General features: G+C 61.4%; 11 protein-coding genes and 1 pseudogene. All 12 read left to right on the forward strand.

Annotated elements, in window-relative coordinates; translation table 11 throughout:
• Nucleotides 1–171: pseudogene (locus tag FHT75_RS24550) on the forward strand (rhizopine-binding protein); the annotation flags it as partial.
• Nucleotides 172–240: 69 nt separating this feature from the next.
• A complete protein-coding gene (locus tag FHT75_RS24555) occupies nucleotides 241–1,782 on the forward strand; it encodes a sugar ABC transporter ATP-binding protein (RefSeq protein ID WP_028757414.1) in 1,542 nt (513 codons plus the stop codon).
• A 34-nt stretch (nucleotides 1,783–1,816) separates the two neighbouring features.
• Entirely contained in the window at nucleotides 1,817–2,842 is a 1,026-nt protein-coding gene (locus tag FHT75_RS24560; RefSeq protein WP_028757415.1) for an ABC transporter permease, read from the forward strand.
• A 242-nt stretch (nucleotides 2,843–3,084) separates the two neighbouring features.
• Nucleotides 3,085–4,143, forward strand: a complete 1,059-nt coding sequence (locus FHT75_RS24565; protein ID WP_028757416.1) for a dipeptidase — start codon at nucleotides 3,085–3,087, stop codon at nucleotides 4,141–4,143.
• Between the two features lie 38 nt (nucleotides 4,144–4,181).
• Nucleotides 4,182–5,825 carry an ABC transporter substrate-binding protein gene (locus FHT75_RS24570; RefSeq protein ID WP_028757417.1) on the forward strand — a complete coding sequence of 548 codons (1,644 nt, stop codon included), beginning with the start codon at nucleotides 4,182–4,184 and terminating at the stop codon, nucleotides 5,823–5,825.
• A gap of 19 nt (nucleotides 5,826–5,844) precedes the next feature.
• Entirely contained in the window at nucleotides 5,845–6,912 is a 1,068-nt protein-coding gene (locus FHT75_RS24575; RefSeq protein WP_028757418.1) for an ABC transporter permease, read from the forward strand.
• Complete coding sequence (locus FHT75_RS24580; RefSeq protein WP_183845230.1) at nucleotides 6,909–7,844, forward strand: ABC transporter permease; 936 nt, start codon at nucleotides 6,909–6,911, stop codon at nucleotides 7,842–7,844. The genes FHT75_RS24575 and FHT75_RS24580 overlap by 4 nt, the downstream gene beginning before the upstream one ends.
• The gene (locus FHT75_RS24585) at nucleotides 7,841–8,674 is read left to right on the forward strand and encodes an ABC transporter ATP-binding protein (protein ID WP_028757716.1); all 834 of its coding nucleotides are present in this window, start codon (nucleotides 7,841–7,843) and stop codon (nucleotides 8,672–8,674) included. The genes FHT75_RS24580 and FHT75_RS24585 overlap by 4 nt, the downstream gene beginning before the upstream one ends.
• Nucleotides 8,671–9,420 (forward strand): ABC transporter ATP-binding protein, encoded by a 750-nt coding sequence (locus FHT75_RS24590; protein ID WP_063473848.1) that lies wholly within the window; start codon nucleotides 8,671–8,673, stop codon nucleotides 9,418–9,420. The genes FHT75_RS24585 and FHT75_RS24590 overlap by 4 nt, the downstream gene beginning before the upstream one ends.
• A gap of 162 nt (nucleotides 9,421–9,582) precedes the next feature.
• Complete coding sequence (locus FHT75_RS24595) at nucleotides 9,583–9,771, forward strand: hypothetical protein (RefSeq protein ID WP_063473847.1); 189 nt, start codon at nucleotides 9,583–9,585, stop codon at nucleotides 9,769–9,771.
• Nucleotides 9,772–9,898: 127 nt separating this feature from the next.
• Entirely contained in the window at nucleotides 9,899–10,063 is a 165-nt protein-coding gene (locus FHT75_RS24600) for a hypothetical protein (RefSeq protein WP_168333612.1), read from the forward strand.
• A 606-nt stretch (nucleotides 10,064–10,669) separates the two neighbouring features.
• Entirely contained in the window at nucleotides 10,670–19,189 is an 8,520-nt protein-coding gene (locus FHT75_RS24605) for a GH36-type glycosyl hydrolase domain-containing protein (RefSeq protein ID WP_063473845.1), read from the forward strand.
• Nucleotides 19,190–19,267 lie beyond the last annotated feature (78 nt).

Here is a 19,267-nt window from a genome sequence, read left to right on the forward strand (position 1 = left end):
CAGGCGGGTGATCTTGACGTCACCGTGTTCCAGGATGCCGCCGGCCAGGGCAAGGGCTCGCTCGACGCGGCGCTGAAGCTTGCCAAGGGCGAAAAGGTCGACAAGAAGGTCTATATTCCCTTCCAGCTCGTCACGCCTGAGAACGTCAAGGACTTCGTCACCAAGAACTGAGGCGAATGCCAAGCAGGATGCGGGCCTTGCCCGCATCCTTTCCGCCTGTCCGTATCCGGAGGAGATGATATGGCCGTCAGCCCGACAACCATGGCCGCCGTGCGCGCCAGTGGTGCAGTTCCGAATGCGGAATATCTCTTGAGCGCCGAGGGCGTTCGCAAGGAATTTCCGGGTGTCGTCGCGCTCGACGACGTGCAGTTCCGGCTGAAGCGCGCCTCGGTGCATGCGCTGATGGGCGAAAACGGCGCCGGCAAATCGACACTGATGAAGATCCTCGCCGGCATTTATATCCCCGACAAAGGCGATATCCGCCTGAAAGGGGTCGAGATCCGGCTGAAATCTCCGCTCGATGCGCTGGAGAACGGGATTGCCATGATCCATCAGGAACTGAACCTGATGCCGTTCATGACGGTCGCGGAAAATATCTGGATTCGTCGCGAACCGAAAAACCGCTTGGGTTTCATCGATCACGGCCTCATGCATCGCATGACCGAGGAGCTGTTTGCCCGGCTCAATATCGAGATTGATCCCGATATCGAGGTCCGGCACCTGTCGGTCGCCAACCGGCAGATGGTCGAGATCGCCAAGGCGGTTTCCTATAAGTCCGACGTGCTGATCATGGACGAGCCGACCTCGGCGCTGACGGAGCGCGAGGTCGAGCATCTTTTCCGTATTATCCGCGACCTCAGGGCCCAGGGCATCGGCATCGTCTACATCACCCACAAGATGAACGAGCTTTTCGAGATCGCCGATGAGTTCTCCGTCTTCCGCGACGGCCGATATATCGGCACGCATGCCTCGACCGACGTCACCCGCGACGACATCATCCGCATGATGGTCGGGCGCGAGATCACCCAGATGTTTCCCAAGGAAGAGGTGCCGATCGGCGAGGTCGTGCTCTCCGTCAAGGATCTCTGTCTCAAGGGGGTCTTCCACGACGTTTCCTTCGATGTCAGAGCCGGCGAGATCCTCGGCGTGGCAGGCCTTGTCGGTTCCGGCCGATCGAATGTTGCCGAAACGCTGTTTGGCGTGACGCCGGCAAGCTCCGGCTCGATCGAACTCCACGGCAAGCCGGTGACGATTTCTTCTCCGACCGAGGCCATCCGTCACCAGATGGCGTTCCTGACCGAGGACCGGAAAGATACCGGCTGCCTGCTGATCCTCGATATTCTCGAGAATATGCAGATCGCCGTTCTGCAGGACAGATACGTCAAGCGCGGCTTCGTGCAGCAGGGCGCTATCGAGGCAACCTGTGAAGACATGGCAAAGAAACTGCGCGTGAAAACGCCCAATCTTTACGAGCGGGTGGAAAATCTTTCGGGCGGCAACCAGCAGAAGGTGCTGATCGGACGCTGGCTGCTCACCAATCCGCGCATCCTTATCCTCGACGAGCCGACGCGCGGCATCGATGTCGGCGCCAAGGCGGAAATCCACCGGCTGGTCGTGGAGATGGCGCGCAACGGCGTGGCGGTGGTGATGATCTCGTCCGAGATGCCTGAGGTTCTCGGCATGAGCGACCGCATCATGGTCATGCATGAGGGACGCGTGACCGGTTTCCTCAATCGCGACGAAGCAACGCAGATCAAGGTGATGGAACTGGCTGCGCAGTGATGCGTCACCGGCAATCGCCCAAGGGAGGTTTGACATGACTACCAAGGCAGCAGAGGGCGGAGCCCCGCTCGCAACCCGGCAAAGGCGGCGGCGCATACCGACCGAGCTCAGCATTTTCCTCGTGCTCGTCGGCATCGCGCTCATCTACGAGGTGCTCGGCTGGATGTTCATCGGCCAAAGTTTCCTGATGAATTCGCAGCGCCTGACGATCATGATCCTTCAGGTCTCCGTCATCGGCATCATCGCCGTCGGCGTCACGCAGGTCATCATCACCGGCGGCATCGACCTTTCGTCGGGCTCTGTCGTCGGCATGACGGCGATGATTGCAACAAGCTTCGCCCAGTCGTCGACCTGGGGACGGGCCGTCTTTCCGTCGCTGACCGACCTGCCGGCTTTCGTGCCGATCATAATCGGCCTGCTGATCGGAGCGGCAGCCGGTCTGGCGAACGGCGCACTCATCGCCTATACGAAGATCCCGCCGTTCATTGCAACGCTTGGCATGTTCGTTTCGGCCAGAGGTGTCGCCAAGTGGTATACGAAGGGACAGCCGGTTTCCGGGATCACCGAACAGTTTCATTTCATCGGAACGAAAGCCTGGCCGGTTGTCGTCTTCCTGGTCGTTGCGCTGATCTTTCACATTGCGCTGCGCTATACCCGCTACGGAAAATTCACCTATGCGATCGGCGCGAACCCGCAGGCGGCACGCGTGTCCGGCATCAACATCGAGGCGCATCTCGTCAAGGTCTATGTGATTGCCGGATTGCTTGCCGGTCTCGCCGGGATCGTCACGGCGGCACGTGCTGAAACCGCACAGGCCAGCATGGGCGTCGGCTACGAACTCGACGCGATCGCCGCGACCGTCATCGGCGGCACCTCGCTGACCGGCGGCGTCGGGCGCATCACCGGCACCGTCATCGGCACCATCATCCTCGGCGTCATGACCTCCGGCTTCACCTTCCTCAGGATCGACGCCTATTACCAGGAGATCGTCAAGGGTCTCATCATCGTCGCGGCTGTCGTCATCGACGTCTACAGACAGAAGAAACGACGCAAGCACTGATCTCTCATGGTTTTTTACGGGGGCTTCGGCCCCCGTTCTGTTTTCCGCACCATGACGGATTTTAAAAAAAGGGGTGGCGAATCCCGTCAGCTTTTCTATTCTGCCGCTTCATTCGCCCTCTACGGCGCCGCGCGTCTGAAAAGACGCGCTACGGAGGCTGTAGCACTTTGAATGCTGCATAATTTGTCCTTAAATCGATTCCGATTTAAGGAATTATGCAGTAGGGCAGCGCAGGAAGACAGATGCAATTCGTATTTGACGGTCACAACGACGTTCTCCTTCGACTCTGGACACATTCAAAAGACGGCAGCGATCCGATCGCAGAATTCGCGGACGGCACGACGGTCGGCCATATCGATGCGCGTCGGGCCAGAGAGGGCGGTCTTTCCGGCGGTCTCTGTGCCATCTACATTCCCTCGGGCGATCTCGTCTTCGCCGATCCGGATGCCAACGGTCGCTATATCACGCCGATGGCCGCCCCCCTTGATCCGCTGCCTTCCCTTGCCATTGCCAATGAAATGGCGGCGATCGCGTTGCGGCTCGACCAGGCAGGCGCCTGGCGGCTCTGCCGGACGGTGAAAGACATCCGCGGCGCCATGGTGGACGACATTTTCGCCGCCGTCATGCATATGGAGGGCTGCGAGGCGATCGGCGCCGATCTCTCGGCACTCGAGGTATTCTACGCAGCGGGGCTGCGGTCGCTCGGGCCGGTCTGGAGCCGGCACAATGTCTTTGGTCACGGCGTGCCCTTCGCCTTCCCGATGTCGCCGGACACAGGCCCCGGCCTGACCGATGCCGGCTTCGCACTGGTCAGGGAATGCAATCGCCTCGGGATCCTGATCGATCTGGCCCATATCACCGAGAAGGGTTTCTGGGACGTGGCGAAGACGACGGACCAACCGCTGGTCGCCAGCCACTCCAATGCCCATGTGCTGACGCCGGTCGCACGAAACCTGACGGACAAGCAGCTCGATGCGATCCGCGAAAGCCGCGGGCTCGTCGGCATCAACTATGCGACCGCCATGCTGCGTGCCGACGGCCGCTCGGACAGCGATACGCCGCTTGCCGACATGATCCGCCATATCGACTATCTCGTGAACCGCATCGGCATCGAATGCGTGGCGCTCGGATCGGATTTCGACGGGGCCACCATTCCCGAGGAAATCGGTGATGCGGCTGGCAATCAGAAGCTGATTGCCGCTCTCAAAGAGGTTGGCTATGCTGATGCCGACCTCGCAAAACTTGCCCGTGAAAACTGGCTTCGCATTCTGGCCCAAGCTTGGCGGGAGGACCGCGCCTAAGCCTTTCCTAATCCAATCAAAAAACAGGGGAACAGATCATGATGATGACCAAACTCAGCCGCAATTTTCGCATGCTTTCCGCCGGAGCCGCGCTTTCGCTCCTGATGATGGCGGCACCCGCCGCCTTCGCCGAGACGCCGAAGGATACGCTGGTCGAAGGTTTTGCCATCGACGATATCATTACGATGGATCCGGGCGAGGCTTTCGAGCTTTCGACCGCCGAGATTACCAGCAACAGCTACAGCCTGCTCGTCCGTCTCGACATGGACGATACGTCGAAGGTGAAGGGCGATCTGGCCGAGAGCTGGAGCGTTTCCGATGACGGCCTCACCTATACGTTCAAGCTGAAGCCCGGCCTGAAATTCGCCTCGGGCAATCCGATCACCGCCGAAGACGTCGCCTATTCGTTCGAGCGCGCCGTCAAGCTCGACAAGAGCCCGGCCTTCATCCTCACCCAGTTCGGCCTCACCGGCGACAACGTCACGGAAAAGGCCAAGGCGGCTGATGCCGGCACCTTCGTCTTCACGGTCGACAAGGCCTATGCGCCGAGCTTCGTGCTGAACTGCCTGACGGCAACCGTCGCTTCCGTCGTCGACAAGAAGCTGGTGCTGGAACACGTGAAGGCGGTGACGCCGGATGCCGAGCACAAATACGACAATGATTTCGGCAATGAATGGCTGAAGACCGGCTATGCCGGCTCCGGCGCCTACAAGCTGCGCGAATGGCGTGCCAACGAAGTCGTCGTGCTGGAGCGCAACGACAATTATTACGGCGACAAGGCGAAGCTCAACCGCGTCATCTACCGCTACATGAAGGAAAGTTCTGCCCAGCGGCTGGCGCTCGAAGCCGGCGATATCGATATCGCCCGCAACCTCGAGCCGGGCGATATCGACGCCGTTTCGAAAAATGCCGATCTCGCGACGACAAGTGCGCCGAAGGGCACGATCTATTATGTCAGCCTGAACAACAAGAACGAGAACCTCAAGAAGCCGGAAGTCCAGGAAGCTTTCAAATATCTGGTCGATTACGATGCGATCGGCGCGACCTTGATCAAGGGTATCGGCGAAATCCACCAGACCTTCCTGCCGAAGGGCCAGCTCGGCGCGCTCGACGAGAATCCCTATAAGCTCGATGTCGCCAAAGCCAAGGAACTGCTCGCCAAGGCGGGCCTGCCCGACGGTTTCTCGGTCACCATGGATGTGCGCAACAACCAGCCGGTGACGGGTATCGCCGAATCCATGCAGCAGACGCTGGCGCAGGCCGGCGTGAAGATGGAAATCATCCCCGGGGACGGCAAGCAGACACTGACCAAATACCGCGCCCGCACCCATGACATGTATATCGGCCAGTGGGGTTCGGACTATTTCGATCCGAACTCCAATGCCGATACCTTCACCGGCAATCCCGACAATTCCGATGCCGGCACGGTGAAGACGCTCGCATGGCGCAACAGCTGGGAAGCGCCGGAACTCGACAAGCAAGCCAAGGCCGCACTTCTGGAACGCGACGCCGCCAAGCGTGCCGCCATATATCAGGATATCCAGAAGAAGTACCTGGCCAGCAGCCCCTTCGTCTTCATCTTCCAGCAGACCGAGGTGGCCGGTTACCGCAAGAGCCTGAAGGACTTCAAACTGGGTCCGAGCTTCGATACCAATTTCGTCGGTCCGATCGCCAAGGAATAATCCGGCAGGATTGAGGGGCTTGAGCACCGTCGAAACACCACAGGAGGCGCGGCCCCGAAGGGGCCGTGCCAGCGCCTTCGCAAAGGCGCTAGGGCGGTTCCTGTTTGCCGCTGTCACTACCTATTTCGGCCTGTTGGCCGTCACCTTCTTTATCGGCCGCGTCGTGCCGATCGATCCCGTGCTCGCCATCCTCGGCGACCGCGCGCCCAATCATGTCGTCGAGCGCGTACGCCAGGAAATGGGCTTCAATCTGCCGCTCTATCAGCAGTTCTTCATCTATATCAAAGGCATCCTATCCGGCGATTTCGGCAATTCGGTCCTGACGACCAATCCTGTCATGGTCGATATTCGCCGTGCATTTCCGGCGACGGTGGAGCTTGCAACGCTCGGAACGCTGATCGGCGCTTTCGTCGGCGTGCCGCTCGGCGTTCTCGCCGCGGTGCGCCGCGGCAGCATCGCCGACCAGGTCGTGCGGGTCATCGGCCTGATCGGTTATTCGGTGCCGATCTTCTGGCTGGCGCTGATTTCGCTCGTCATCTTCTACGCGCAACTGCGCTGGGTGGCCTTTCCCGGCCGCATCGACATCGTTTTCGAATACACCTTCACGCCGATCACCGGCTTCTATCTCCTGGACAGTGCCTGGCAGGGACAATGGGATGTCTTCTACGATGTCTTCCGCCACATCATCCTGCCGGCATCCCTGCTCGGTTATTTCTCGCTCGCCTACATCAGCCGCATGACGCGAAGCTTCATGCTGAACGAGCTTTCCCAGGAATATATCGTTGCCGCGCGCGCCAAGGGGCTTTCGGAAACGCGGGTGATCTGGGGCCATGCGCTGCGCAATGCTGCCGTGCCGCTCGTCACGGTGATTGCGCTTTCCTATGCCGGCCTGCTCGAAGGCTCGGTGCTGACCGAGACCGTCTTTTCCTGGCCGGGCATCGGACTCTACATCACCAATTCGCTGCAGAACGCCGACATGAACGCTGTGCTCGGCGGCACGATCGTCATCGGGACGGTCTTCATCGGCATCAACCTTCTGTCCGATCTTCTCTACCGGACGCTCGACCCGAGGACGCGAAACCGATGACGGCCTCCGCCAGCCCACCTCCTGCGATGAGCCGCCGCGACTGGCTGCTTTCCGACCGGCCGCAATCGCGCCTGCAGGCTCGCCTCGGCCGCGCCTATGTCACCTGGCGGCAGTTTACGGCAAACAGGCTCGCCGTCCTCGGCCTGCTGATCATCGTGGCGCTGCTTTTGACCGCCGCCTTTGCCGATGTCATCGCCACGCATAATCCCGTTGTCGGCGATCTGCGCAATGCCCGGCTGCTGCCGCCGGGAACCAGGGAATTCCTGCTCGGTTCGGACGACCAGGGCCGCGACATCTATTCACGGCTGATCTACGGATCGCGATTGACGCTGCTCGTCGTCGCGCTCGTCGCCATCATCTCGGCGCCGATCGGGCTGATCGTCGGCACGGTCTCCGGTTATGCCGGAGGCTGGGTGGATGCGACGCTGATGCGCATCACCGATATTTTCCTGGCCTTTCCGAAGCTGGTGCTGGCGCTCGCCTTTGTCGCAGCCCTCGGGCCTGGCATCCAGAACGCGATCATCGCCATTGCCATCACCTCCTGGCCGCCCTATGCCCGCATCGCGCGTGCCGAGACGCTGACGGTCCGGCGCTCCGACTATATTTCGGCGGTGAAGCTGATGGGCGCCTCGCCGCTTCGCATCATCGTGCGCCATGTTATGCCGCTCTGCATTTCCTCGCTGATCGTCCGCGTAACGCTCGACATGGCGGGTATCATCCTGACGGCGGCCGGTCTCGGTTTCCTTGGCCTGGGCGCACAGCCGCCGCTGCCGGAATGGGGGGCGATGATCGCCTCGGGACGGCGCTTCATCCTCGATCAATGGTGGGTTGCGGCGATGCCCGGCATCGCCATCCTCATCGTCAGCCTTGGCTTCAATCTCCTCGGCGACGGCCTGCGCGATGCGCTCGATCCGAAGGAGAGTGGCCAATGACGACACTTCTGACGGTTGATAAGCTCAAGGTCAGCTACCCCACGCGCACCGGCGTGATCGAGGCCGTGCGCGGCGTCTCCTTCACGCTCGGCAAGGAAAGGCTCGGCATTGTCGGCGAATCCGGTTCCGGCAAGTCGCAGACCGGACGGGCGATCATGGGTCTGACGCCGAAACACGGCGTCGTCACGGCCGAAAGGCTGAATTTCAGCGGCATCGATCTGATCAATGCCCCGGCGGGCGAAAGGCGCAGGCTGCGCGGCAAGCGCATCGCCATGATCCTGCAGGATCCGAAATATTCGCTCGATCCCGTCATGTCGATCGGGCGGCAGATCTGCGAAACGCTGCGCACGCATGAGAAGGTCGGCAAGGCCGAGGCGCGCGAGCGCGCGCTCGCCATGCTGGAAGCGGTGCAGATTCGTGATCCCCAGCGTGTCTTCGACCTGCATCCGCACGAGGTGTCGGGCGGCATGGGACAGCGGGCGATGATCGCCATGATGCTGATTGCCGGGCCAGAATTGCTGATTGCCGACGAGCCGACCTCGGCGCTCGACGTGACGGTCCAGCTCGACGTGTTGAGGATCATGGACAGGCTGGTGTCCGAGCGTGGCATGGGGCTGATCTTCGTCTCCCATGATCTGAGGCTGGTTTCTTCCTTCTGCGATCGCGTCATCGTCATGTATGCCGGAAAGATCGTCGAGGAGCTTGCGGCTGCCGATCTCAAACATGCGCAACATCCCTATACGCAAGGCTTGCTGAATTGCATGCCCGAGATCGGCTCAAACCGTCACCCGCTGCCGGTGCTCGACCGCAGGCCGGAGTGGGCGGCATGAGCGCAGCTCTCCAAGTCGACGATCTCAGCGTCGTCTACGACCATTTTCATGCGCTGAAGGATGTCAGCATCGCCGTCGAAGGCGGCGAATCCTTCGGTCTCGTTGGCGAGTCCGGATCGGGAAAATCGACCTTGTTGCGGGCTGTTGCCGGACTTGCGCCGATCAGCGGCGGCGCGATCAACATCGATGGCGAAGTGCTGAAGGGTTCGAAACGCAGCAAGTCTTTCTATCGCCGCGTGCAAATGGTCTTCCAGGATCCTTATGGTTCTCTGCATCCGCGCCAGACGATCGACCGGCTTCTGCTCGAACCGCTCGCGATCCATGGCATCGACGACAGCGACAAGCGCATCGCCCGCGCACTCGACGAAGTCGGCCTCGGCAATGGTTTCCGGTTCCGCTATCCGCACCAGCTTTCCGGCGGCCAGCGGCAGCGCGTGGCGATCGCCCGGGCGCTGATCGTGGAACCGTCGATCCTGCTGCTCGACGAGCCGACATCGGCGCTCGACGCCTCGGTGCAGGCCGAAGTGCTGAACCTGCTGGAGCAGATCCGACGTGACCGCAAACTCACCTTCGTGATGGTGAGTCATGATCTCGGCGTCGTCACCCACATGTGTGAAAGGCTCGCGGTAATGCGCAACGGCGCCGTCGTCGAGCGGCTGAGCTCTCAGGAACTGGCGGGCGGCGCGGTTCACGAGGACTACACGCGAAATTTGATGATCGCGAGCAAGGGTTTCGTCAAAGCCTGAACGGCAATCTTTTCAAGCCCTTGAAAAGGAAAGATCGATAGCGGCGTTAAGGATAACGCTTTGCTAAAAGACGACCATTCAACTAGACTATTGACAGCTGCCTTGCTTCTGTCATGATCCTGTTAACGTTTGTTAGCTTTCGTGATCAATGGAGGTTGAAGCATGTTCTTTCTCGGTGGGATGACCATGGGCTACCTCGATCCTCCCGTGAAAACCGATCGCCAAGAACAGGCTTCGGTATCTCTTCCTGCGGAAAAGGACCGCCGGCTGATCGAGACTTCCTCCAACCTGCCTGAGAATGAGAGTGCCGTCGAGCGCTCCTGGATCTGGGCGTGGCGCACGCTCTGCTAAAAAGGCTGGTTGAATTTTCTCTTCCTTTCGCTCTGGACGGAAATTTATCTCTACCTACTTGATAGAGAAAATAAGAATATAAGCGCGAGCCGCACAACCGGCCGCACGAGAACAACGGAGGCGACATATGGCAGATCTGGGTATTTCGCATGCTCACGTGAACCAATATGGTTCCATACCGGCCAAGAAGCCACTCACCACGCGTCACAGGCTTCAGGCGCTGCTCCATGGAGCGATTTTCACTGCGGCATTTCTGTTCGTCGTCGCCATGGTTTGCGGCGTCGTCGGCTAATCGGCGAATGGTAAGCGTTGGCAAGTGCCGGCGCTGCGGCGGTTTCCGCCCCTATAGAATTCCGAACATTTGATGTGTCTCGGCATTCTCCTGGCACTCGAATGTCAAAGGGAGAGTGGCCATGAGGGCATCTTATTGTGGTTGATCGGCATTCCGATCCCCATCATCATTCTTCTGTACTTTTTTCACGCATCTGAATACCGGCGACGGAGCGGCAAAGGACAAGGGTCGAAAGCTGCCCCCAAGCGCCGCCCCCCGGCACATGGTCTATCGATCCTGCCCTTTCCTTTTTCCGAAATCGAAGCTTTCGCATTGCCGCCAGACGAGCTCGCCGGCGGCGGCTGATGCCTCTTGGCTTGAATTATTCCGATAGTGTCCAAATTTTCGCCATGGCTTTCGCGGAGAGGATATCGATGGCCGCGATCAGCCTTCGGACCACATCCTGAACCGGGGCTTAGCCCGTTTGCCTCGCTTGGCCCAAGTCTCATTCGCCCCGGTTTCTTCGATCTTTGAAGAATAGGGCTCCGTTCATGTAGCAGTCATGATAAGCAGTGCAAAAGGCTGAGCAAAACAGCCATAACTTCGTTTGGATCCAGAACCGAACCCATGTCTATTTCACATCTTTCTCCGAGCCCTTCGCGCGAAACCGAGACGAAGCAGATCGATCACAACGATTCGATCCGCTCGACCTATCTTGCCATCGAGGACATCAAGGCGATGGGCGATGGGGTCGCCCGGAACGGCGTCGACAAGCTGCCGGCCTTTGCTCCCTTCGATTTTTTCGCGCGCCATAAGGAAAACGAGAAGGAAATCCTGCGCGTCTACCGGACCACGGCGACTGATGTCGAGGCCGGTGAGACGATCACGCCGGCGGCAGAATGGCTGCTGGACAATCACTATATCGTCGAAGAGGCGATCCAGGAGGTGCGGCGCGACTTCCCCCGCCGCTTCTATCGCGAATTGCCGACCATGGTCGTCGGCGGCGTCGAGGTACCGCGCACCCTCGTGCTTGCCTGGCTCTATGTCGCCCATACCCACAGCACGATCTCGCAGGAAAGCCTGACGGCGCTGGTCGATGGCTTCCAGGCCAGCGAGACGCTGAAGATCGGCGAACTCTGGGCGTTGCCTTCGCTGGTGCGTTACGTGCTCGTCGAAAACCTTCGCCGCATTTCCAGCCGTGTCGAAGCCAGCCGCCGCATGCGCCGCCGCGCCAATGAGGCGGCCGACGAATTGGTGCGCCTGACCGATCCGGCCGGAGCGGCCGCCTATCTGAAGACGCTGGAACCGCTTGCCGAGGACAATACATTCTCGACGCAGTTCCTCTATCGCCTGCGCGACGGCTCACAGACGTCGAGCCTGGCGATCACCTGGCTCGACGAGCGGCTGGAAGAACTCGGCCGCAACACCGAAGAGGCGACGACGGCCGAACATAGCCGCCTGTCTTCCGGCAACGTGACGATGGGCAACATCATCCGCAGCCTTCGCGAGATCGATGATGCCGAATGGTCGGTCTGGGTCGAGCAGGTCAGCCATGTCGACAGGCTGCTCTGGGAGCATTCGGATTACGGCATCCTCGATTCCGGCTCGCGCAACAAATATCGAAAACAGATCGAGAAGCTGGCCAAGCGCTCGCCGCTGACGGAAATGGAAATCGCCCAGCTGGCGCTCGACATGACCGATGCCGCCAAAGCTTCGGACGAGCCGCAGCCGCATGAACCGAATGTCGGTGGTTTCCTGTCGGGCGCGCAGCGGCCGAAGCTCGAGGCGCGGGCGAACTATCGCCCGACGATCATCCAGCATTTCGTGCGCGCCGTGCGCCAGTTCAACTGGCTGGCGATTGCCTTGCCGGTCATGCTGCTGACGATCATCGCCATGGCGATCGTCGGCAGGTTCATGGCCAATGCCGGCATGGGGGCGATCGAAATCGCCGTGCTGCTGATCATGTTCTCGGTACCGGCGTCAGAAGGGGCGACGGGTCTCTTCAACACTCTGCTTTCTTTCTTCGTGACGCCGGCGCGCCTTGTCGGTTACGAGTTCAAGGAAGGCATTCCGGAGGACGCACGCACGCTGCTCGTCGTGCCCTGCCTGATCTCGAACCGCGACAGCGTCGACGACCACGTGCGCAATCTCGAGGTTCACTATCTCGCCAACCCGCGCGGCGAGATCTATTTCGCACTGCTCAGCGACTGGCCGGACAGCGAGGTCGAGGAAACGGCTGCCGATCTCGAGGTTCTCGATTATGCGCGGCGTGAGATCGCCAATCTTTCCGCCCGCTATGCCTATGACGGCAAGACGCGCTTCTATCTGCTGCATCGCCGCCGCCTCTACAATCCTTCGGAAGGCGTGTGGATGGGCTGGGAGCGCAAGCGCGGCAAGCTGCACGAACTGAACATGTTGCTGCGCGGCGACCGCGACACGACCTATCTGCCGGGCGCCAATGCGGTGCCGGCCAATGTGCAGTATGTCATGACGCTCGATGCCGATACGCGCCTGATGCGCGATGCCGTCACCAAGCTCGTCGGCAAGCTCTATCATCCGATCAACCGCCCGGTCATCAATCCGAAAACCGGCCGTGTCGAAAGCGGCTACGGCGTCTTGCAGCCGCGTGTCACCCCGTCGCTGACGACGGGCAAGGACGCCTCGGTCTTCCAGCGCGTCTTTTCGATCAATCGCGGCCTCGATCCTTATGTCTTCACCGTTTCCGACGTCTATCAGGATCTCGCCGGCGAAGGCACTTTCACCGGCAAGGGGCTTTATCATGTCGACGCTTTCGAAGCCTCGCTGAAGGGCCGGATCGACGAGAATTCCGTGCTCAGCCACGATCTTCTCGAAGGCTCGATGGCGCGCTGCGCGCTCGTCACCGATCTCGAACTGGTTGAGGATTTCCCGATCCGCTACGAGGTGGAAACCTCGCGCCAGCATCGCTGGGCGCGCGGCGACTGGCAGCTTCTGCCCTACATGTTCAATCCGAAATACGGCGTCACGGCACTCGGCCGCTGGAAGATGTTCGACAATCTGCGCCGCTCGCTGACGCCGATCGCCTGGTTCTTCGCCTCCGTGCTCGGCTGGTATTTCATGGGCCCGCTCGGCGCACTCATCTGGCAGATTCTGCTGATCTTCTGCCTTTTCGTCGCACCGACGCTGTCGCTCATCAACGGCATCATCCCGCGCACCAGCGATATCATCGCCCGCGCCCATCTCTATACGGTCTGGTCCGATATCACGGCGGCCAATGCACAAGTTGCGCTGCGCATCGTCTTCATCGCCGACTCGGCCTGCATGATGGCGGATGCGATCGGCCGTTCGCTCTACCGCCTGTTCGTCAGCCGCAAGCTGATGCTGCAGTGGCGCACCGCCGCCAGCGTCCAGGCCGGCGGCCAGGGGACGCTGATCTCCTACTACAAGGCGATGTGGCATGCGCCGGTGCTGGCGCTGCTGGCGCTCGGTTTCGCAGCCCTTCCCGGCGACAACGCCTTCCTCGTCGGCATTCCCTTCGCCCTGCTGTGGGTCCTGTCGCCTGTTGTCGCCTGGTATGTCAGCCAGTCGGCGGAGACCGAAGACCGGCTCGAAGTCGCCGATTCCGTGTCGAGCGAACTGCGCAAGATCGCCCGGCGCACCTGGCGGTATTTCGAGACCTTCACGACGGCCGAGCAGAACTATCTGCCGCCTGATAATATCCAGGAAACGCCGCATGTGATCGTCGCGGCACGCACCTCGCCGACCAATATCGGCGTCTATCTGCTCTCCGTCGTTTCCGGCCGGCATTTCGGCTGGTTCTCCTTCGAGGAGACGCTCGAGCGGCTGGAGCAGACGATCGCGACGATCGACAGGATGGAGAAATTCCGCGGCCATCTGTTCAACTGGTATCACACCGATACGCTGCAGACGCTTGGGCCTCGTTACGTCTCGGCCGTCGACAGCGGCAATCTCGCCGGCCATCTGATCGCCATTTCATCGGCCTGCCGCAACTGGGCCGAGGCGCCGTCGGCGCATATGCAGGGCAATCTCGACGGCGTCGGCGACACCGCCGGCATTCTCGGCGAAGTGCTGGCGGACCTGCCCGATGACCGCAAGACCGTGCGCCCGCTGCGCCGGCGCCTGGAGGAGCGCATCGTCGGCTTCCAGAACGCACTTGCCGCCGTCAAACGCGAGCATGAATTCGCCTCGATCCGCATCATCAACCTCGCCGTTCTCGCGCGCGACATCGAGAAGCTTGCCGCCAATCTCGACCATGAGGTCAAGTCGAAGCAGAGCGAAGAAGTCACCCAATGGGCGGCATCGCTGGTAAAGGTCTGCGAGGCGCATATTTCCGACAGCACCTTCGACCTTTCCAAGGTCGATGCGCTGCGGCCGCGCCTGGTGGCGTTGCGCGACAAGGCCCGTGATCTGGCTTTCTCGATGGATTTCGGCTTCCTGTTCCGGCCGGAGCGGCGCCTGCTGTCGATCGGCTACCGCGTCGAAAGCGGCGAACTCGACCAGGCGTGTTACGACCTTCTTGCCTCGGAATGCCGCCTGACCAGCCTCTTCGGCATCGCCAAGGGCGACCTGCCGACCGAACACTGGTATCGCCTCGGCCGCCAGGTCGTGCCTGTGGGGTCACGCGGCGCGCTGGTCTCCTGGTCCGGCTCAATGTTCGAATATCTGATGCCGCCGCTCGTCATGCAGGAGCGTGGCGGAGGCATTCTCAACCAGACCAACAATCTGGTCGTCGTCGAGCAGATGAATTACGCCCGCAAGCTCGGCATTCCGTGGGGCATTTCGGAAGCGGCCTTCAATGCCCGCGACCATAACCTCAATTATCAGTACACGAATTTCGGCGTACCGACGCTCGGCCTGAAGCGCGGCCTTGGCCACAATGCCGTCATCGCGCCTTACGCATCGCTGCTCGCCAGTCAGTACGACCCGCCGGGTGCGCTGGAAAACCTGCAGAGGCTGCGCAAGGTCGGCGCGCTCGGCAAGTTCGGCTTCCATGACGCCGTCGACTTCACGCCGACACGCGTGCCGGAAGGCAAGAAATGCGCGGTGGTCTACAATTATTATGCCCACCATCACGGCATGTCGATCGCGGCTGTCGCCAACGTCGCCTTCAACGGTCATCTGCGCGAGCTCTTCCACTCCGATCCGGTCATCGAGGCGGCCGAGCTGCTGCTGCAGGAAAAGGCGCCGCGCGACATCCCGGTCATGAGCGGCAAACACGAATCCGACACGCCGGCCAGCATCCAGGACGATCTCCTGCGACCGGAGCTCCGGAAGATCAACGATCCGGCTTCGCGCGACCGCGAACTCGTATTCCTGTCGAACGGTCATTATTCGCTGATGCTGACGGCGACGGGTGCTGGTTATTCACGCTGGAACGGCCTTTCCGTATCCCGCTGGAAAGCCGATCCGACCGAAGACCGCTGGGGCAGCTTCATCTTCCTGCGCGATACCGCCACCAGCGAATGGTGGTCGGCGACGGCTGAGCCGAAGGGTGTCGAAGGCGAGAAGATCAAGGTCGAATTCGCCGACGAGAAGGCACAGTTCACCAAGACGGTCGGTGACCTCACCAGCGAAGTGGAGTGCATCATTGCGACCGAGCATGATGCCGAGGCTCGCCGCGTCACCCTGCTCAACATGGGCACGGAAGACCGCTTCATCGAAGTCACCTCCTATCTCGAACCGGTGATCACCTCCGATGATACCGACAATGCGCATCCGGCATTCGCCCGCATGTTCGTCAAGACCGAGATCGGCAAGCGCGGCGACGTCATCCGTGCCGAACGCAACAAGCGCGACCCGAACGAGCCGAACATCAGCATCGCCCATCTGATCGTCGACAATGCCGGCGACACCCGCCATACCGAATTCGAGACCGACCGCCGCAAGTTCATCGGCCGTGGCCGCAGTCTTGCCGATGCGGCGGCCTTCGATCCGGGCGCGACACTTTCGGGCAGCGACGGCTTCATGCTCGATCCCGTCATGTCGCTGCGTCGCACCGTCCGCGTGCCGGCCGGCAAGAAAGTCAGCGTGATCTTCTGGACGATCGCGGCGCCCAGCCGCGACGAAGTCGACAAGGCGGTCAATCGCTATCGCCATCCCGACGCCTTCAACCACGAACTCGTCCAGGCCTGGACACGCACGCAGGTGCAGATGCGCCATGTCGGCGTCACCTCGCAGCAGGCGGCGGCCTTCCAGCATCTCGGACGCTACCTCGTCTATCCCGACATGCAGCTGCGCAAGGACGAGGCGACCGTCGAGGCCGGCCTGCAGTCGCAATCGGCGCTCTGGCCGCTGGCGATCTCCGGCGACTTCCCGATTTTCACGCTGCGCATCAACGACGACATGGATCTCGATATCGCCCGGGAGGCGCTGCTGGCGCAGGAGTATCTGCGCTCGCGCGGCGTCACCGCCGATCTCGTCATCATGAACGAACGCGCCTCTTCCTATGCGCAGGACATGCAACATGCGCTCGACGCCATGTGCGAGAACGTCCGTCGCATGGGCCAGGCCGACGGGTTGCGCCAGCATATCTTTGCGGTGCGCAAGGACCTGATGGAGGAGAGCACCTATCATGCGCTGATCGCGGCCTCCCGCGTCACGCTGCATACCAAGAACGGCAAGGTGGTCGACCAGATCAACCGCGCCGTGGCGCTGTTTGCACCCTCCAAGGAGGAGCTGCAGGAGATGGAACGGGCCGAGCGCAACAAGGCCCCCGTCAAGCGTGTCGTGCCGGTGCCGCCGCCTGTCGTGCCCGCCGTTGTCATCGAGGAGGAAGGCGATCTCGACTTCTGGAACGGCATCGGCGGCTTTGCCCGCGACGGACGCGAATATGTCGTTCGGCTGCCTGGCGGTCATGCAACGCCGCAGCCCTGGATCAACGTCATCTCCAATGACAGGTTCGGCTTCCACGTGTCGGCGGAGGGCTCCGGCTTTACCTGGAGCGCCAATTCGCGCGACTACCAGCTGACCTCCTGGTCGAACGATGCCGTGGTCAACCGTTCGGGTGAGGCCTTCTATCTCACCGATCTCCACAGCGGTGCCGTCATGACGCCTTTCGCTGCGCTTTCCCGCCGGCCGGACATTCGTTTCGAAGCCCGCCACGGGCTCGGCTATTCCGTCTTCTCCAGTGTCCAGCACGATATCGCGCTCGAACTAACGCAGACGGTCGACCGCGAAAGGCCGGTGAAACTGCAGCGCCTGCGCCTGCGCAACACCGGTTCGGCCAGCCGCAAGCTGCGCCTCTACGGTTATGTCGAATGGATCCTCGGCAGCAATCCGGCACGCACGGTGCCTTTCATCCTGTCGAGCCATGACGAGGAGACGGGGGCGCTGTTTGCCACCAATCCCTACAGCATCGATTTCTCCAACCGAACCGCCTTCTTCGCGGCGAGCGAGACGGTTTCGAGTTTCTCGGCAAGCCGGCGCGAATTCATCGGCAAGGCGGGGACGATCCAGGCGCCGCAGGCCGTCATCTCGGCCGCCGCCCTTTCCGGCGGCACCGAACTCGATGGCGATCCGGCCGCGGCTCTTGCGATCGACATCGAACTTGGCGCCGGCGAGGAGCGTGATTTCACCTTCTTCCTCGGCGACACGCCGACGGAAGAAGAGGCGCGCACTGTCATTGCCGATATCCGCAAGGTTTCGTTCGACGACGCCGTCGAGGCTAACCGCGCCTTCTGGCGGGACTTCACCGGCAGACTGCAGATATCGACGCCGGATCGCGGGATGAACAATCTGGTCAACACCTGGCTGCCTTATCAGAGCCTCGGCTGCCGCATCATGGCCCGCACCGCCTTCTACCAAGCAAGCGGCGCCTTCGGCTTCCGCGACCAGTTGCAGGATACGCTCGCCTTCGTGCTGCACGAACCCTCGCTTGCCCGCCGGCAGATCCTGAATGCCGCTTCGCGCCAGTTCCGCGAAGGCGACGTGCAGCATTGGTGGCTGCCGGGAACGGGTGCGGGCGTGCGCACGCTGATCTCGGACGACGTCGTCTGGCTGAGTTATGCGATCCATCACTATTGCAGCGTCACCGGCGACAAGAACGTGCTCGACGAGGAGATCGCCTTCCTGGAAGGGCCGGCACTGCTCGAAGGCCAGCACGACTCCTTCTACAAGCCGGAGATTTCCGAGGACAAGGCGAGCGTCTACGAACATGCGGCGCTGGCTCTCGATCTCGCCATCGCCCGCAAGGGGACCAATGGCCTGCCGCTGTTCCTCGGCGGCGACTGGAACGACGGCATGAACCGCGTCGGCATCGGCGGGCGCGGCACCAGCGTCTGGCTCGGCTGGTTCCTGGCGGGTGCATTGCGCTCCTTCATTCCCTATGCCGAAGAGCGCGGCGACACCGCCCGCACGGAGCGCTGGTCGGCGCATCTCATCGAACTGAAGAAGGCGCTCGAAACTGCGGCCTGGGATGGCGGCTACTATCGCCGCGGCACCTTCGACGACGGTGCGCTGCTCGGCTCCAAGGAAAGCCCCGAATGCCGGATCGATTCGATCGCGCAGTCCTGGAGCGTACTCTCGGGCGAGGGCGATCCGGCCCGCGCCGTCACGGCGATGGAGGCCGTGCTCGACCAACTGGTCGACGAGGATGCCCGGATCATCCGGCTGTTCACGCCGCCTTTCGTCAATTCCGCCAGGGATCCCGGCTATATCAAGGCCTACCCGCCGGGTGTGCGCGAAAATGGCGGGCAATATACCCATGCCTCGACCTGGGTGGTGATGGCGCTAGCGCAGCTGAAGCGGGGTGACGATGCCTTCCGCTGCTTCCAGATCCTCAACCCGATCACCCATGCGCTCGACAAGGTTTCAGCGGAGCAATACCGCGTCGAGCCCTATGTCGTGGCCGCCGACGTCTATGGCCATGAGCCCTACACATCACGCGGCGGCTGGACCTGGTATACCGGGTCGGCCGGCTGGCTCTACCGCGCCGCCGTCGAGGGCATCCTCGGCATCCGGCTGAAGGACGGCCGGCTCTACGTGCGTCCGGCGCTCCCGTCCGAATGGGACGGTTTTGCGGCAGAGGTGGAGCAAGGCGGCGGCAAATACCGCATTTCGGTCTCAAAAGCGTCCAATGATCGCGGCTACACTCTGTCGATCAACGGCTGCGAAGTCACCGATCCCGAAGAGGGATATCCGCTCGGATAACAGCGTTCTCCACGCTGAAAAACACGGCGATTCGCGACGGCCAAAAGGGAACCCTTTTGGCCGTCGTCGCGTTTGCAA

This window comes from Rhizobium sp. BK112, assembly GCF_014193215.1.
GTDB classification, from domain to species: Bacteria; Pseudomonadota; Alphaproteobacteria; order Rhizobiales; family Rhizobiaceae; genus Rhizobium; species Rhizobium anhuiense.

Coding starts and splice junctions, on each gene's coding strand:
- FHT75_RS24560 (WP_028757415.1), top strand. CDS start 1,817: ATGACTACCAAGGCAGCAGAGGGCGGAGCCCCGCTCGCAACCCGGCAA.
- FHT75_RS24590 (WP_063473848.1), top strand. CDS start 8,671: ATGAGCGCAGCTCTCCAAGTCGACGATCTCAGCGTCGTCTACGACCAT.
- FHT75_RS24555 (WP_028757414.1), top strand. CDS start 241: ATGGCCGTCAGCCCGACAACCATGGCCGCCGTGCGCGCCAGTGGTGCA.
- FHT75_RS24570 (WP_028757417.1), top strand. CDS start 4,182: ATGATGATGACCAAACTCAGCCGCAATTTTCGCATGCTTTCCGCCGGA.
- FHT75_RS24595 (WP_063473847.1), top strand. CDS start 9,583: ATGTTCTTTCTCGGTGGGATGACCATGGGCTACCTCGATCCTCCCGTG.
- FHT75_RS24605 (WP_063473845.1), top strand. CDS start 10,670: ATGTCTATTTCACATCTTTCTCCGAGCCCTTCGCGCGAAACCGAGACG.
- FHT75_RS24565 (WP_028757416.1), top strand. CDS start 3,085: ATGCAATTCGTATTTGACGGTCACAACGACGTTCTCCTTCGACTCTGG.
- FHT75_RS24580 (WP_183845230.1), top strand. CDS start 6,909: ATGACGGCCTCCGCCAGCCCACCTCCTGCGATGAGCCGCCGCGACTGG.
- FHT75_RS24600 (WP_168333612.1), top strand. CDS start 9,899: ATGGCAGATCTGGGTATTTCGCATGCTCACGTGAACCAATATGGTTCC.
- FHT75_RS24585 (WP_028757716.1), top strand. CDS start 7,841: ATGACGACACTTCTGACGGTTGATAAGCTCAAGGTCAGCTACCCCACG.